The 15,984-nt window shown below is 41.7% G+C and carries 13 protein-coding genes; 8 read left to right on the forward strand and 5 right to left on the reverse strand.

The genetic code is table 11. From position 1 onward, the window contains the following. Position 1: 1 nt before the first annotated feature. Both ACEYW6_RS22985 and ACEYW6_RS22990 read right to left on the reverse strand, forming a co-directional pair. Positions 2 to 1,057 carry a M28 family peptidase gene (locus ACEYW6_RS22985; RefSeq protein WP_412981581.1) on the reverse strand — a complete coding sequence of 352 codons (1,056 nt, stop codon included), beginning with the start codon at positions 1,055 to 1,057 and terminating at the stop codon, positions 2 to 4. A gap of 270 nt (positions 1,058 to 1,327) precedes the next feature. Beyond that, positions 1,328 to 1,576 (reverse strand): hypothetical protein, encoded by a 249-nt coding sequence (locus ACEYW6_RS22990; RefSeq protein ID WP_412981582.1) that lies wholly within the window; start codon positions 1,574 to 1,576, stop codon positions 1,328 to 1,330. Positions 1,577 to 1,992: 416 nt separating this feature from the next. Between ACEYW6_RS22990 and ACEYW6_RS22995 the strand changes: the two genes are divergently transcribed. From ACEYW6_RS22995 to ACEYW6_RS23005, 3 genes are all read left to right on the forward strand, one after another. Continuing rightward, positions 1,993 to 4,848 carry a GAF domain-containing protein gene (locus ACEYW6_RS22995; protein ID WP_412981583.1) on the forward strand — a complete coding sequence of 952 codons (2,856 nt, stop codon included), beginning with the start codon at positions 1,993 to 1,995 and terminating at the stop codon, positions 4,846 to 4,848. Positions 4,849 to 5,163: 315 nt separating this feature from the next. Next, positions 5,164 to 6,435 (forward strand): sulfite exporter TauE/SafE family protein, encoded by a 1,272-nt coding sequence (locus tag ACEYW6_RS23000; RefSeq protein WP_412981584.1) that lies wholly within the window; start codon positions 5,164 to 5,166, stop codon positions 6,433 to 6,435. After that, on the forward strand, positions 6,410 to 7,105 hold the full coding sequence (locus tag ACEYW6_RS23005) for a hypothetical protein (protein ID WP_412981585.1): 696 nt from the start codon (positions 6,410 to 6,412) through the stop codon (positions 7,103 to 7,105). Before ACEYW6_RS23000 ends, ACEYW6_RS23005 begins: the two co-directional genes overlap by 26 nt. A gap of 154 nt (positions 7,106 to 7,259) precedes the next feature. On the opposite strand, the gene galE is transcribed toward ACEYW6_RS23005, so the two are convergent. Next, positions 7,260 to 8,258 (reverse strand): UDP-glucose 4-epimerase GalE, encoded by a 999-nt coding sequence (gene galE / locus ACEYW6_RS23010; RefSeq protein ID WP_412981586.1) that lies wholly within the window; start codon positions 8,256 to 8,258, stop codon positions 7,260 to 7,262. Between the two features lie 154 nt (positions 8,259 to 8,412). Further along, positions 8,413 to 8,544: a hypothetical protein gene (locus ACEYW6_RS23015; RefSeq protein WP_412981587.1), complete on the reverse strand. Its 132-nt coding sequence runs from the start codon at positions 8,542 to 8,544 to the stop codon at positions 8,413 to 8,415. 187 nt (positions 8,545 to 8,731) lie between these two features. On the opposite strand from ACEYW6_RS23015, the gene ACEYW6_RS23020 reads away from it, so the two are divergent. Together ACEYW6_RS23020 and ACEYW6_RS23025 are read left to right on the forward strand one after the other, a co-directional pair. After that, positions 8,732 to 9,385, forward strand: coding sequence for a hypothetical protein (locus ACEYW6_RS23020; RefSeq protein ID WP_412981588.1), 654 nt, complete (start codon positions 8,732 to 8,734; stop codon positions 9,383 to 9,385). 245 nt (positions 9,386 to 9,630) lie between these two features. Continuing rightward, positions 9,631 to 11,382, forward strand: a complete 1,752-nt coding sequence (locus ACEYW6_RS23025; RefSeq protein WP_190889809.1) for an ABC transporter ATP-binding protein — start codon at positions 9,631 to 9,633, stop codon at positions 11,380 to 11,382. 141 nt (positions 11,383 to 11,523) lie between these two features. On the opposite strand, the gene ACEYW6_RS23030 is transcribed toward ACEYW6_RS23025, so the two are convergent. Continuing rightward, a complete protein-coding gene (locus ACEYW6_RS23030; protein ID WP_412981589.1) occupies positions 11,524 to 13,326 on the reverse strand; it encodes an endonuclease in 1,803 nt (600 codons plus the stop codon). Between the two features lie 573 nt (positions 13,327 to 13,899). Between ACEYW6_RS23030 and ACEYW6_RS23035 the strand changes: the two genes are divergently transcribed. The 3 genes from ACEYW6_RS23035 (at position 13,900) to ACEYW6_RS23045 (ending at position 15,778) form a co-directional block, all read left to right on the forward strand. Then, the gene (locus tag ACEYW6_RS23035; protein WP_412981590.1) at positions 13,900 to 14,574 is read left to right on the forward strand and encodes a HupE/UreJ family protein; all 675 of its coding nucleotides are present in this window, start codon (positions 13,900 to 13,902) and stop codon (positions 14,572 to 14,574) included. Positions 14,575 to 14,747: 173 nt separating this feature from the next. After that, positions 14,748 to 15,311, forward strand: a complete 564-nt coding sequence (locus tag ACEYW6_RS23040; RefSeq protein WP_412981591.1) for a hypothetical protein — start codon at positions 14,748 to 14,750, stop codon at positions 15,309 to 15,311. Between the two features lie 80 nt (positions 15,312 to 15,391). Next, the gene (locus ACEYW6_RS23045) at positions 15,392 to 15,778 is read left to right on the forward strand and encodes a DUF2358 domain-containing protein (RefSeq protein ID WP_190889823.1); all 387 of its coding nucleotides are present in this window, start codon (positions 15,392 to 15,394) and stop codon (positions 15,776 to 15,778) included. Positions 15,779 to 15,984 lie beyond the last annotated feature (206 nt).

The following is a 15,984-nucleotide window of genomic DNA, read 5'->3' on the forward strand; positions in this document are numbered from 1 at the left end:
TTCAACTTGGTGGTTGAGTTTCCAAAACCTCATTTTTCTCTAACAAGGCAGTAGTAGCATTGATTACAATTTGTGTTGCTCCTGTGAAAAACGATCGCTCGATAGTCGCAGGAACATCGGTAAGTTTATGATAGTGCGGACTCCGCAAATTTGCGGTATCTGTGACCAGCACAGCACCCACACCCTGATACCAAAATGGTGCATGGTCGCTGCGTAGAGTGTCTGGTGTCAGTAAACCTTTAAAAGGAATTGGTAGTGTTAGGACTGGTGGCAGATTTGATTCCTGTTTATTCAGGGCGGTTGAGGGGAGCATCTGTGAGTTTTGAAAGGCACTCAGTAAAGGCAAATGTTCTGTATCACCGACTACTGCCAAAAAGTCGCCTTTGTCGCTGGGAGGCGTAACAGGCAATCCGGCAGGGTATTTCTGGCAGCCAGATGTGTAACATGCATAACCCACCATATCCATAATGATCGCTCCACCCAAGTTTTGCAAGCGTGCTGTCTTGCTCACGAAAGCCTGACTACCCAAAAGTCCTGCTTCTTCTTGGTCAAAAAAAGCTAGCTGTAACGTCCGTGGTGTGGAACGCGAACCAAGCAACCGGGCAACTTCCAGCACTACAGCTATACCACTAGCGTTATCATCAGCACCAGGGGATAAGGCAACAGTGTCGTAATGTGCTCCTACAAGAATTGCTCCAGATGCTTTGTTAGTTCCTGGGCGTTCAGCAAAAATATTCACACCGTCGGAGAACTTTTCTAATTTGGGCTTCCAGCCTAATTTTTTCAGTTCAGTTGTGATATAAGTGCGAGTAAGCGATCGCTCTTTTGTTGTATAGCGCTGAAAATTCAACTTTTGGATATGAGTTAACAGCTTGTCAGCAGACACTTGCGGCGCACTGTCAACTTCCTTTGACTCTTGCTGTGGTTGGGGTGTTTCCACTGGAATGCTCTCAACAATTTCTGGTGAGGGACGTTTTTCAAAAAACGTGCTACCCCTACTACCCACCACTGCAACTGCCATCAGCAACAACAGCATCAGCCAAATCCATTTTTTCATGTGATTATATCCTTGGCTTCCAGACTTAGGGTAGCGCGAATCTCTAGGCAGAATGAACTAGACTTCTTGCAAAAATGTGAATAAGTGAAAAGGGAACCACAGATGAACATCGGTGTTCATCTGTGGTTGAATCTCCAAAACATAGACTTTTGCAAAAGGTATAACACCACACTTGTTAACAAATGTGCTATCGAAACCTGCTCCTACTTAGTACAGGATTTTATAAATTTCGTAGCGTTTTTAAAGCCTAGTGAGTAGCACGGAAAAGGCTTATACTTCATTATGAATTTGCAAAATCCTGTACTTAGCCAATTCCTGATCGGGCAGCTTGGGCTGAACTTCCGGCAGATGCTGGTCAATTGGACACAAAGTAGAAGAATTATTCATTACTAATCGAATGCCATAAGGTGTGACTTGCACAGCGACGATTCCATCAAACTTTGTGAGCATGGCTACTAAAAGGACGGTTAGAAAACCTAAACAGGCATAGGTAAAGTTTCGGTTGATTAATGGATTCACTTTCCCCTCCAGGTGAGTAATTTGGTTATCAGCAATAGAAAAAAGTGCATGAAGTTGACGCTTGCGAACATTGGGGCTTAATGAATGTATGTAAAAACGTAAAATATGCCTTGAAAAGGCTTGATTTTTCGATATCTTCGCTGACGAAGAGGCAGCAAATTATCAAACCTATACAGGAAGATGATTTTACATATTTATAAGCACAATGCCACTAAGTTAAGACACTGAGAAGTATTTATCCCCTGACAAAAGCCCCTGCTATATGAGGCTTTTTAATACAATAACAAACTTTACACTTATGTCAAGCAATTAAAAGCCTCATTTAAAAGAAAATAATTAACATTATCCACATAAGTCTCCAAAAATGCTGTGGTATCGTGATACTAGAACAAGTGAGGCTTTTTACAGGTTTGTAGATGACTCAGATTTATCGTGATACTCTTAAAGACTTAGTTGGCGAAGAAGGCGTGTCTGATAACGAACTAGAAGTTCTGGATTTAGCCTTAAACGGCAAGTCGCCAGCAGAAATCAAGACAATCTTAGGACGGCAGTCTGAAAATGCGGTGCAGAAAACACTGTCACGAATCTATACCAAGTTCCGAATCACTGGTGCAGGGCCTGGAAAACTATCTAAATTGCAGAAGATCCTTTCTGACCGCCTTCAAGCCAAGCAAGGTAGACGCAAAGTTCTCATTGCTTGGGCTGGTACCAATAGTAAATACCAAGCTGAAAAAATTAGAGATGTCATTTTTAAGCATCCACAGATTGAAGCCTTCATCTTAGATATTGATGGGAGTTCAAGATCCGCTTGGCTTCAAGAAACTGAACAGATTCTTTCAACAGTGGACTTTGGTATCCTCTGCTTGCCTAAGGAATGCCTTGAACAAGCATGGGTTAATTTTTTGGTCGGTCTATTCTCTGGAAGACTCCATAATTTCAGACTCTTAAGCTTCAGTAAAAAAGTTAATTTTGAAATTCCAATTCACTTTCCCTCAATTGATGGGATAGAGAAGAATAATTTGGCATATTTGCTTCATGAAATAACTGGTGGTGACATAGAAGAAGCAAAGGATTGGATTAACTATAAACTCTCTACTTCTAACTGGTTAAATGAATTACTTGAAGAAGACCAGAATTGTCTATCTCCAGGTGAAGTTTCAAAAACAAGAATTATTTTAAATACTGTAGAACCAATTCTGAAGGGTAATAATTATCTACAGACTAACAAAATATTCCAACAGCTTGTCATTAATGATATTGCTGATATCGATGAGCGGATTGAAGATTTAAATTCTAATGGCTCAGTTTACTCGATGCCGTTAGAGTTATATCCACGCCGTCTTACTGCCTTACAGCAGAAACTCAAAGTCCGCGTCAAAGCAATAGCGATCGTTGATGGGGTGGAATCTTTTTGGGCAAGTGACAAAGGAGATGAAGTTGCAAAAACTGCACATCCAGAAAGTGAGAGACTGTTTGTTTTTTCAAGTGAACAAGAATTTGAAAGAAGCTTAAATTTTCTATTACGTCATGCTTCCTATTACAAAGTTTTTGTGACCACAAAAGATATTTATATTCCCTATGCAGAAGAATTCTCTTTGAGAGATGTTTCAACTAGATATAATATTGAATCTTTTAATTCAAAATTATCAACTTTACCAACCAAAGAATATGCAATTATTGAAACTGGTGATGGAAAAAATCAGTTAATTGCATGGTACGAGAATGATAATCTTAGGCAAGACCGGAGTATAAGGTTAGCTAATTTCTCTCCTAAAGTAGGTGAGATTGATCAGTACAAAGAAGTCCTCTCAAATTTTCTGGCACGAGCCATTAGGAATGAAGGTGTCTTCCAAGTGACAGTAGAAAATACAATTACAAAAGTAAATTCTGACAAAGTCCTGGATAAAATAGTATTTCAAAAGCTTGATCTAATCAGAGAGAATTTATTCAGAAAATCGCCATACGAATTTCTCAAGTTTCCTAAGGAGCTACTTAAAGATTTACAAAAAGTCAGAAATAAATTAAATCGTTTTAAAGATAAGAATGAGGTCATTGAGGAAGCTCTTAAAGTTGTATGTGATAGACTTAATTCTCAAACAGCTTCTATTTTTCTATTCTCAAAAGATGGACACCTACATCGTCAAAAAATAGTAGGTGTCGATGCCAATGGTAAAGAAATAGATGATAAATGGTTTGAAGGCGAAAACTATCTACCTGGTGAAAGTTTCACTGGTCAAGCTGCTCTCCCTCATGAAGATGGATTTGGTCAGCCTCAGTCAGCCAATAATTTGAGAGAAATACCTTTAGATCCCAGAAGTCAAGAAAAATATTCAAAGAAACTCGGAGGAATTTATTCTGCTATTGCTGTTCCTTTAGATGGTCAACATAAAACTTATGGAGTACTCGAAGTAATTAATAAAATTGATCCAATAAAAAGAAAACCTATTCCCAATTATGGTTTCTCTCAAGAAGAGATTCATTGGTTATATACAATAGGCTCATCGGTTGCATCTGCAATATCAAATTTACGCAAAAAACGTCAGGTAAAACTACTTGCGGATTTGTCAGATGCTTTAGTTGGTTATCGTAGTAATCTTTCTGATATGCAAGACGCATACAAAACTGTTGTTAACCGTTTAGTTTCAGATGACACAGCCTTTGAAGTATGCATACTACGAGTAAAAAATGAGAATCATTTGCTTGAAGTTGTAGATAAAGCAGGGGTTGAGAGAGTTAAATGGGATAAAAGATTAGATGATCCTAGAGGTTATGAAGATGGATTTGTAGGAAATATTATTAGGGAAAAACGTGCTATCTCACTTACCGGAATAGATAATCAGAACATAGAAAAATTCAAAAACCAAGATTGGATAGCGCTTAACCAATTTAAATCTTTTGGGTGTTTTCCACTCATTTACAAAGAAGAAGTTGTAGGAGCACTCTCTTTATATACTGGGTATGAATATGATTTTCATCCTGGCTGCAAAGAATTCTTGGAGAGAGTTGCATCCTTAACTGCTGCTTTTATAGGAAGAGTCAAAGAGTCAGAAGTAGTAAATAGTGTGGTTCGCGATCTTGACAATTGCCCCGATTCCTCTGATTTATTGCAGCTTAAGGAAGATGAACTGCGTGAGCAACTTGATGTTTTTCAAAAACAGCGAGATACTATTCGGGAAACACTTGACGCAACCTTTGGAAATCGACATCAATCCAATCATCCAGAGTCTTCTACCGAAGCTTCTATAGAGATAGTCACAAAGTATTGCTCCTAATGTATCTCTTAAGTACATTAGCTTGAGTAATTTCCAAAAAGGTCGGATTTTGTTCTCAGTTAGATAGCCATATTTTCAATAGGTGATTTAGCCTCTTAATTTTCAGCACCTCACAAAATGGCACTGCTACCGTCATAATCAAGTTTGACGCTTTGTCTTTTGACAGCGATCGCAACTTCACTTACAGTGCCGCACTAGAGGAATGCTGAGTACTGGGTACTGAGCAAAGAAGAAGAGAAAACAATTTCTTCTTAATTCTTCAAAATCTTTATTCTGACACTCAGGACTCATGACTCAGAACTCAGGACTTTTTTTATGGTAGATTTACTGCTGATCGCAATCCTGGGGTTCCTGGGGAGTTTTGGACATTGCTTTGGGATGTGTGGCCCTCTAACAGTGGCGTTTTCCCTATCTCATCAGCCGAAAATTCCACAAACAGTCTCCTTGGGACGGACATCAACCTTAGAAAAGTCCGACACTTGGCAACAGCAATTAAAATTTCATATCTTGCTAAACCTGGGGCGGATGTTGAGCTATGCTCTAGTCGGTGCTGGCATTGGGGCACTGGGTTCGGTATTGCTACAAGGTGGACAGCTAGCGGGTGTTGGCAGTGGTTTTCGCCGCTGGATGGCAATTCTGACTGGTGTAATGCTGATTTGGTTTGGCTTAGGACAAGTAAAACCCGATTTGTTGCCGCGCATTCCCGTGTTACACCCTTTATTACAAGGTAGTTTACACGATCGCCTCAGCGCAGGAATGATCAAGCTTTCCTTCAAAACCAAATGGTGGACACCATTGCTTTTAGGGATGACTTGGGGTTTAATGCCCTGTGGTTTCCTGTATGCTGCCCAAATTAAAGCCGCTGAAACTGGCAATTTATGGATGGGTGGGGCAACTATGCTGGCTTTTGGGCTGGGAACTCTGCCCACGATGCTAGGTGTGGGCGTTTCCACCTCATTGGTAAGTAAAGACAGGCGCAGTCAGTTATTTCGATTAGGCGGTTGGGTGACACTCACCATTGGCGCTATCACCTTATTGCGGACTGGTGACACAATGGTAGATTACACCGGACACGCCGCGTTAATCTGCTTAATTTTGGCGCTAATTGCGCGTCCTATTAGTGGCTTGTGGGCTTCACCACTGCGTTACCGCCGGGGCTTAGGAGTGGGATCTTTTGTGCTTTCTGTGGTTCACACCGTCCACATGATAGAACACTCATTGCAATGGAATTTTGCCGCCTTTTCTTTCCTGCCGCCAGAATTTCAGTGGGGTATGGCTGCGGGTGCTGTAGCATTGATCTTAATGTCCCCCGCCGCTTTAACGAGTTGGGAATCTTTGCAGAAATCTTTGGGCAAGCGTTGGCGACAGATTCATCTATTGGGTGTGCCAGCCTTGCTCTTGAGCGCCATTCATGCCGTGTTGATTGGTTCCCATTACCTGGGTTCCTTGCAATCAACTTGGGGAAATAAATTAGCGGCAGTACTGATGGGAATTATTACCCTCAGTGTATTGCTAGTACGTTCGCGCTTTTTTTGGTCAAAGTTAGCCGTAGAAAAGTTTTATGTCCCCCCAACAAAATCGCGGTAAATCATCCTTATTTTCTGGCTTCATCCCAACGAGTCAAAAACAGAGGCTTTACCCGCTCAAAGGCATTTCCTGGCATCAAGGAACAATAAAGTATTTATTATTCCTGAGTTGCTTAGTTATACCAATAACTAATCTTTCCTCTGCATCTGCTCATAAGGTGGAGATAGCCGGAGATGTCGGCGGCACCCTCCACATTGAACCAAATGATAATCCCCGGGCTGGAGAACCAAGCCAAGCTTGGTTTGCACTTACCCGCAGAGGTGGAAGGGTGATTCCCCTGTCACAGTGTAATTGTCGGTTGGCTGTTTATGCCCAACCCTATGCAGCCGGAGAGCCACCACTGTTAGAACCACAGTTAGAACCTGTGGCAGCTGAACGTTATCAAGGCATCCCAGGTGCGGAAGTTGTCTTTCCCAAGCCAGGTATTTATGAGTTGCAACTAAATGGTAAACCAGTCTCTGGGGCAAGATTCAAACCGTTTGAGTTCAAATTTGAAGTTACTGTGGCTGGTGGATCTACACAAAACACACGAAACCTGCGAGATGTTAATGGCGATTTAGTAGAGGGTGAATCTCAGCAATTACCAATTTGGGCGATCGCACTTCCAATTCTCGGATTTATCGGCATTTTAGTTGTCGTACTGCGAAGTATGAGAGGGAGTGGGGAGTAGTTAGGAGTTAGGAGTGAGGAGTGAGGAGTTGAGAGTTATGAATTCAAGACTTAACAATTTTGGATTTTGGATTGAAGGAAAAATCTAAAATTTACTAACTCCTGTAGGGACGCGATTAATCGCGTCTCTACTCCTAACTCCTAACTCCTAACTTTTACTTGTGTCGCTTTTGATGCCACTGCCACGCATGAGTGACAATATCTTTGATGGATGGATACTGAGGTTGCCAACTTAAAATTGTTCTGGCTTTCTCACTGGTGCCAATGAGAATTGGGGGATCGCCAGGACGGCGATCGCGTTCTTCTACTGCTATAGAATGTCCTGTCACCTGTTCGGCAGCTGCAATTACTTCTCTGACAGAGAAACCGCTGCCATTACCTAAATTAAAAACTTCGCTATCGCCACCTTTTAATAAATATTCCAATCCCAAAATATGGGCATCTGCTAAGTCGTTAACATGAATATAATCACGAATACAAGTACCATCGGGCGTGGGGTAATCGGTGCCAAAAATTGAGATAGATTCTCGTTTACCTAAAGCTGTCATCAGCACCAAGGGAATCAAATGGGTTTCTGGATTGTGATCCTCGCCGAGTAAGCCACTGGGATTAGCGCCAGCAGCATTAAAATAGCGGAAACGCACTGATTTAAAACCGTAAGCAACATCAAAATCAGAGAGAATCCTCTCTACCATCAGCTTCGTAGCGCCATAGGGATTAATCGGATTTTGGGGATGAGTTTCTGGAATGGGCACGAATTCCGGTACCCCGTAGGTAGCACAGGTAGAAGAAAAGACAAATTTATTCACAGATGCCTTCAGCATCGCTTCTAACAGGGTCAAAGTACCAACAACGTTATTACGGTAGTATTTGGCCGGGTCCGTCACCGATTCTCCTACGTAGGCATAGGCAGAAAAGTGCATCACAGCCGCAATATCGTGGGTTTTAAATAGGTGATCGAGCAAGGCGCGATCGCCTGTATCTCCTACTATCAGTTCTACCTGTAAAACCTTTTCTACTAGGTCATGATGCCCATAGACCAGATTATCAAGTATCACAACGTTATAACCCGCTTGCTTCAAAGCAAGCACCGTATGGGAACCAATATATCCAGCTCCCCCAGTTACCAAAATGCTAGGCTTTCCAGGCGACATAGTTTTTCCTTTTGAGTGGATTACTCAATTAATTTAGTTTACCGGTGCCACATTACTCTTCTGGAAAATTATAAATAATAGACGCAGTGTCAAAAAATTGCACTAAAATCACTACGACGGTAGTCATTAGGTGTGAGGTTTGAAGTATTTTAAGTCAAACAGTGCGATTACAATTTGACAATAAAATAAATCCATTTCCCGAAACCTCTAGGTTGACCCTTACGGGTGACGCTTCTAGCGTTGCGATCGCTAAGAAGTCGCCAGTTGTTTTATCCAGGGAAATCATACACAGCAGTTCCTCTTGGGGAGCCACTGCGTTCGTTACCGGGGTTCCCTCGGTTGTACTCCTAGGTCAAAGCAAGCTAGGCGCAGCGTCTCCAAAAGGAGAAGCATGTGGCGTGGAAACCCTTATAAAGGTGGACTGTCTTATCACCACACTGGCTCACCGCACCAGAAAATTTGAGAGTTAATCTATGTTTCTATTGTTAAGCCGAGTACTGCTGTGGCTGCTGATTGGTACTATCGTATATTCTCTGTTCCAGCGATTTTATCCCTCTGGAACTTTTGTAGGGCGATTAATCTTAGTCGTTATCTTAGTCATCGTAGCCCTATCATTTCTGAACCCCAATGAACCTGCTGTAGCGTCGTTGTGGAGGATGTTATCTTTTCCACTCAAGCCCCTAGGAGCCTCTGTTTTACTGATGATTCTTGCGGCTCAAAAAATCAAGGGAGGTGGGATAGAGAAACCAGGAGGATACTTGATAGGTTGGGCACTAACGATTTTACTGTTGGCAAGTACACCAGCAGTCGCCTATTTCCTTTATCGGGCACCTCTAGCAATGACAGGTGAAACCTATGTAGCAAGTGCTACATCCTCATCTGGGACACTGGTGGCATTAGGGCAACCAACTACCACAGCGAACATCTCAGATGTGACTGGGGATAGTATTCTTTCTTATAATTTGAGAGTGCCTCCCTACCTATTACAAGGAAATCCTCAAGATATTCGCACACGCGGTTTACGACTTGAAGACTTTGTACCGAATTCGGAAACATTGCAATTGACAACAAGAACTTGGGAAAGTTATCTCGTTGAAATTTACAGGTTCTTGCGTGTTCAGCGGTAATAAAGTTAAAAAAGAAAAACTTGTCTGGTTAACTGAGATGGTAACTGGATTTGCGCCGTGTTGTACTAGTACTCTGGCAAGGCAACTTTACTGGGTTCGTAGTAAGTGCTTGAGCGCTCAAGCCAAGGACTAAGAACTTATTCACCCATTAAAGTTGGTGTGGTGGGCTACTAGTACTGAACGGCAATAACTATCCCGTTGGACTAGCAGTTAATCTAAGATGATAAAGTTGCAAAATTGCTTTAATGGCAAAATCTCGACGAATCGCTAAACTCAGTGCTTACCTACGACCCCATTGGCGAGAGGCCTCCTTAGGGATTCTCGCTTTATTGTCTGTCAATGCACTGGGCGTTTATATTCCTTGGTTGATTCGTGCTGGTGTTGATAAACTTTCGACAACCTTTAGTTGGAACCAAATACTACATTACGTAGTAATCATTGTCTTGCTCAGTTCGGCGATGTGGCTAATGCGGATGGCATCCCGTATTTGGCTATTTGGGGTGGGGCGTCAGGTAGAATTTGACCTGAAACAACGGATTTTTGAACACTTACTCAAGCTGGAGCCGGCTTATTTTGCCAGTAATACTGCTGGTGATTTGATTAATCGGGCTACCAGTGATGTGGACAATATCAAGCGTTTATTGGGTTTTGCGGTCTTGAGTTTGGCAAATACGGTGTTTGCCTACGCCCTGACACTGCCAGTAATGCTGGCAATTAGTGTGGATCTCACACTAGCTTCCCTGGCAGTGTACCCTTTTATGCTCTTGTTAGTGAGTCTGTTTAGCGATCGCTTACGCAAACAACAAGCAGCAGTTCAAGAGCAACTCTCTGACATCAGCGAACTCATTCAGGAGGATATCAGTGGCATTGCCTTGATCAAAATCTATGCCCAAGAAGCAAACGAGCGTCGAGCTTTTGCCAAGAAAAATCAGCAGCTATTGACTGCTAACCTGGAACTGGCAAAAATCCGAAATACACTGTTTCCGCTAATTGGTGGGCTAGCTAATGTCAGTTCACTGGTGATCATCTGGCTAGGCGCGGCGCGGATGTCTTCTGGAACCCTTCAAGTTGGCGACTTTTTAGCATTGTTAATTTATGTAGAGCGTTTAGTTTTTCCCACAGCCCTTTTAGGATTCACAATTACTGCCTACCAACGCGGTGAAGTTAGTATCGATAGGCTTGAATCTATTCTCTCTGTCACACCGAAAATTCAAGACGCAGCCGATGCCATACATTTACCAATGGCTGAACTTAAAGGGGAAGTGACAGCTAAAAATCTCACCTATACTTACCCTGGTGCCACTACTCCCGCTCTAGAAAATGTTAACTTTACCATTGCTCCTGGAGAAACCGTGGCCATTGTTGGAGCAATTGGTTCGGGGAAATCTACTTTGGCGAATGCTTTGCCGCGCTTGTTAGATATTGAATCAGAACAATTGTTTTTAGATGGGCTGGATATTACTAAAATTGCTTTGGCAGATTTACGAGGTGCGATCGCCTACGTTCCTCAAGATAGCTTTCTATTTAGTACTACAATCAAAAATAATATCCGCTATGGCGATCCAGTTAGCGAACAAGAGCAGATAGAATCTGTCGCTAAACTTGCCCAAATTGAATCAGAAATTAACAATTTTCCCCAGCAATACGACACTCTTGTTGGTGAACGCGGGATTACTCTTTCTGGCGGTCAACGACAACGTACTGCCTTGGCTAGGGCTATGCTGGTCAATGCTCCAGTATTAATTTTGGATGATGCCCTCTCTAGTGTGGATAATCAAACAGCCACGCAAATCCTCAAAAATCTCTCTGGTGGTACAGAGCGCAAAACAGTAATTTTTATTACCCATCAATTATCGGCGGCAGCTGCTGCTGACCGGATTTTTGTGATGGAAAAAGGAAGAATTGTTCAGACAGGCAATCACTTACAACTGGTGCAACAAGAGGGTTTATACAGAACTTTGTGGAGCCAGCATCAGGTTGAAGAATTGCTGCATTAGGTTTTGACCTATATAGCGGTTCTCGTTTACGTGAGGTACACCCGTAGGGGCACGGCAGTGCCGTGCCGTGCCCCTACACTTGTCGATAGGGAATATTTCATTGCATGAAGGGGCGCACAACTAGCTATGCGCCCCTTCTCTTTAGGAATTACAGTATGCCCGTTCTCCTAATGTGGCATCTAATACAAATGGATTGTCATTACCTTGAAATTTAGCGATCGCATGACTGCGTTCTATTTCAGTAATATCTGGGAGGTCTTGCTGATTCCATTTACACAAAGTCTGGCGCTGATTCTGAAAGTAATTTCGGTCTACTCTCTCAGCCTGATTCCGATAGATAGTGTAAAAGTAGAACATTGCCCTGGCTATATCCCCTTTTACTTTTTCTCTCGGCTCAAATTTGGCAGATGCTGATTCGCTAAACTCGTCAATTGCACTAGTAGGAATTGTCGATTGAACAGTATCATTTCGATACCATTTCTTAGTAACTGTGTCGGCTATATCGTCGAAGGGTTTATTGCCTCGCTCACTATTAATATTTTCCCGTGCAGGAAATAGATGGTGAAGATCGCTTCGGGAATTACCCTTGTCAGCACCTTTACTCTGTGGCCAAACATGTTCGGTATTCAGCCCTAATTTGTCAGCTTCCTGACTAGGATCGCCACTGCCAGTTAAACGAATTGGATAACTAGCATAAATGTCTGTCACAATCCCTGCTCGGTTATCAATAATGGCAAACATTTGGTCTCTTGCCCGATCATAATTCAAGACTTTGTTAGGCGTATACTCCTTAGCTAGTTCATCAACTAAAGCAAATTTGGATAATTCAGGCAATATAATTGCCGAATCACTTACGGGAGTGGGTTGGCTAACGGGAGGGATGGTGTCAGAGGTGGACTGGTTAGCAGGTAATGTAAACGCTGCAATCACAGGATCATGATCGCTGACAGGTCTACTAAAGCCAACGTTGACATGCACAATGTCAATTTCCGGTTGAGCAACACGAGAAAGATTTTCACTGACCAATAAATGGTCAATAAGTTGAGGATTCCCACGGAATTTGTAAGTAAACTGATCGCTAAGAGGTAAACGAACCGTCAGATTTTCAAGAATGTTACCCTTCAAGGTCTTCAAAGGTAAAGAATCTGGTAAATCGTTTAAGTCACCCAGTACAATTACTTTGGCTTGCGGGTCAACTTCTAGTAGTTGCGCTACGAATTTATTAACGATTTGGGCTTGCTTGACTCGTTGAGCATCGTTGGGAGAACCTCCAAGCTTAGAAACAAAGTGATTTGCAATAATAAACAGTTTTTGATCGTTAAATATAAATTCTGCTGCAAGTGGTTTACGACTTTGATCGAAAGCATTATTTGTGGGGTCAATGCGACCCGGGTTGAGCGAGAGGTCAAGACCATTTGAACCTTGAGTAATAGCCACAGCATCTAATGAACCACCTCTTCTGGGCAGTTGTGCTAGAGTTATCCGGCTGGGCCGAAATAAGAAACCGACACGGATATTGCCTCCAGGTTCTCCACCATCTTGATCGTCGCTGGGCGCAATATCAACAAAGTCGTATGCTGGACTACCAATATTTTCGAGCGCCGCAATCAGTTTTTGGTAAGTCTGATTTGCATTTACAACGTCATCATTGATTGGCCCGTTGTTATCCTGAACTTCAATTAAACTGATGACATCTGGTGCGTTCAAATTATTGAGAATAATTTTGGCAATATTCTCAAAACGTCGATCTTTTGGGTCTAAATTCTCTACATTAAAAGTTGCAACAGTCAATACATCCTGTGAATTTTTTAGAGATGTTGTTTCACGTTCTGTAACTGAAGGTAAAGGAGTTGGTAATTGGGCTATAGGTCTAGCTTGCAGTGGACTAATCGATGCTAAGAAGACGAGAGCAATACTAAGTAGTAGCAATTTAAGAAATTTCATACTCTCTACCAATGAAGGTATTTTCTAGATTAGTCTTCTTTTTAATAAAGTTCAGTTAAGACAAGCTTTAGCTTAGGTAAAGCTTGTGCTTTATTTAACGTATACAAATTTATAAAAATCAGAACTATTTTCTGAAAAAGTCTGTCCAACAATAAGTTATGCTGCAAAAGTTTCAGGGATGATGATAAACACAAAGATAGTATATGTATGTTTATTTCTCTTTTTGATGATTGTTTTGTTTCGGCTCATAAAGAAGCCGGTTGAGGCAAATTCTTTTCAAGTAACTCAACAGCAGACAATCAGAGTTTTATTTATTGGCAACAGCTATACCTATGTCAATGATCTTCCTTGGTTGACAGCGACGGGCTTCTCTACGTTCCCTGCGGGACGCTTACGCGCAGCTTGCTTCATCGTAGGAGTACGCCTACGCAGCCTATTATCAAAATACTTTTACAATAACCGTACCTTTACATAACTTGATGAAGCTAGTGTCACCTGGCGTGATTGCCACGTTAGTTTTTTTGGGTATGTGGGTAGTATAAATTACCGAAAAAACTAATTTGGCAGATAGTAATGTTCAAAACTAAATTATTACAATCCCGTGCTTGGGGGGAATTTTACACCTTGAAGTTAATGCATCGCCATATTGGGGCGATCGCAGTTCTAATTTTAATTAGCTTACTGAGTTCATTGAGTGGAACACCAGATCGTCATACCATCTCTAACTGCTGGGAAGGTTTACTCTGGGGACTGGCAGATCCAGTAATTGGCTTGGATTGTTTAATTGCGATTATTGCTATTGGTTTACTCTCATCTGTGTTTGTTCGTGGCACTGCGATCGCTGGATCTTTTGTCTTAGCAGCAATCTTGGGGATTGTAATTCATTTATTCCAGCTAAATTTCCCAGGCACAGAAATAGCCATCGCAATTTCTACCATTGTTTTTGGTACTATGCTGATGATGCCAAATCAACCAAACTTTATAGTACTTGCTCTAGTGGGTGTCAGTGCTGGTTTATTTCAGGGTTACGCTGATGCTGAATCTATTATTGGGGCAGGAATGATGCCACTAATTGCCTATATACTAGGCATAACTTTAACTCTGTTTGCGGTTGCCATGAGTGCTAAAGAGATTGGTGGTGCAATGGGTATGGGAAAAATAAACCGAATTTTACCCTCTAAAATTAGTATTGCTGGCTTCGCTTTCTGTGCGATCGGCATCGTGTTTTTGAGAAATTCGATCATTTAAATCATATATTTCAATATTGCCATTCAGTGGAATACATTCATTTGTGGGGGCGTACACTTAACTGTACGCCCCCACTACGTCTTCAGACTGAAAGTTGCAACCAACTCAACGTTCTAGTGAATAAGCTGATGCACCTCTGCGCTAATCTAGAGGCTATATCTAAACAAAAGGTTATGACACCTGAAGAAATTGCAGCTACTCTAACAGAATTGTTTGGCACATCGGCTGTTGGTGCAATCGCTCCTGGATCGTGGCAAGTAGACACCTCTACTTTTCGGCTATTGGTGCTGCTTTCCGAAGATAAGACTTGGCTGCGAGTTTTACTACCTATTGTGCCCGTAGAAGAAGGGCAACCATTTTTAGAACAGTTCCTAGAAGCTAACTTTGATGACACTCAGGAAGTACGTTACGCTTTGTATGAAGGGGTAATTTGGGGAGTTTTTCAACACAACAGTGACACTTTAGTGGGCGCGGATTTGTCTAATGCAATTAACCGACTTGTATCTCTCTATGATGCTAGATTAAATAATGTTTTTAATCGACTAATTGAAAGTCGCATTCGGCAAATTATTCAAGCAGCAAAACAGCAAGGGCAATCTCTGCAAGCTACTATGCAAAGCTTAGAACGCTTTTACGCAGAAGGATTAATGGGTGAAACAAATCAAACTACAGAGACGCGAGAAGAAGTTTTAGCTGCTTGGCGACATCAGTTAGAACGTTTATGGAATGAGGGTTGATTACATAAAATTTTAATCGGGATTTATATCCGCGCCACATTGACATCATTAAAGTAGTTTACAAATATATCTATATAATCATGGATATCATTGAAATTCTCAAAGAAGACTATCAAAGATTCCCAGTAAATCAAACTTACAGCATTTACGCCCCAGACGTTTATTTTCAAGACCCGCTGAATAAATTTCGTGGCGTTAAACGTTACAAAGAAATGATTAATTTTATCCAAACTTGGTTTTTAGATCCCAAGATGGACTTACATAATATTCAACGTTTAGGAGACACAATAAAAACTGAGTGGACACTCAGTTGGAATACTCCTCTCCCCTGGAAGCCACGAATTTCTATTCCTGGTTGGAGTGAATTAGGTATTAACTCTGATGGTTTGATTGTCTCCCATGTCGATTATTGGAATTGTTCACGCTTAGATGTGGTGAAGCAACATCTATTTGCTGCAAAAATGTAAACAATTAAGGCTTGCTCTAATTCTCTGCTTACAGCCTTCTTCATCTATTTGAACCACAATTCTTTGTAGGGGCACGGCAGTGCCGTGCCCCTACGGGTGTACCTCACGTAAACGAGAACCGTTACCTACAAGTAGAAATACTCTCTTAAACTCTACCAACATCACGACATTCATCACCAACATCACGACATTCATAACCAACATCA

The sequence above is a fragment of the Nostoc sp. UIC 10607 genome (genome assembly GCF_047228265.1).
GTDB lineage: Bacteria > Cyanobacteriota > Cyanobacteriia > Cyanobacteriales > Nostocaceae > Nostoc > Nostoc foliaceum_A.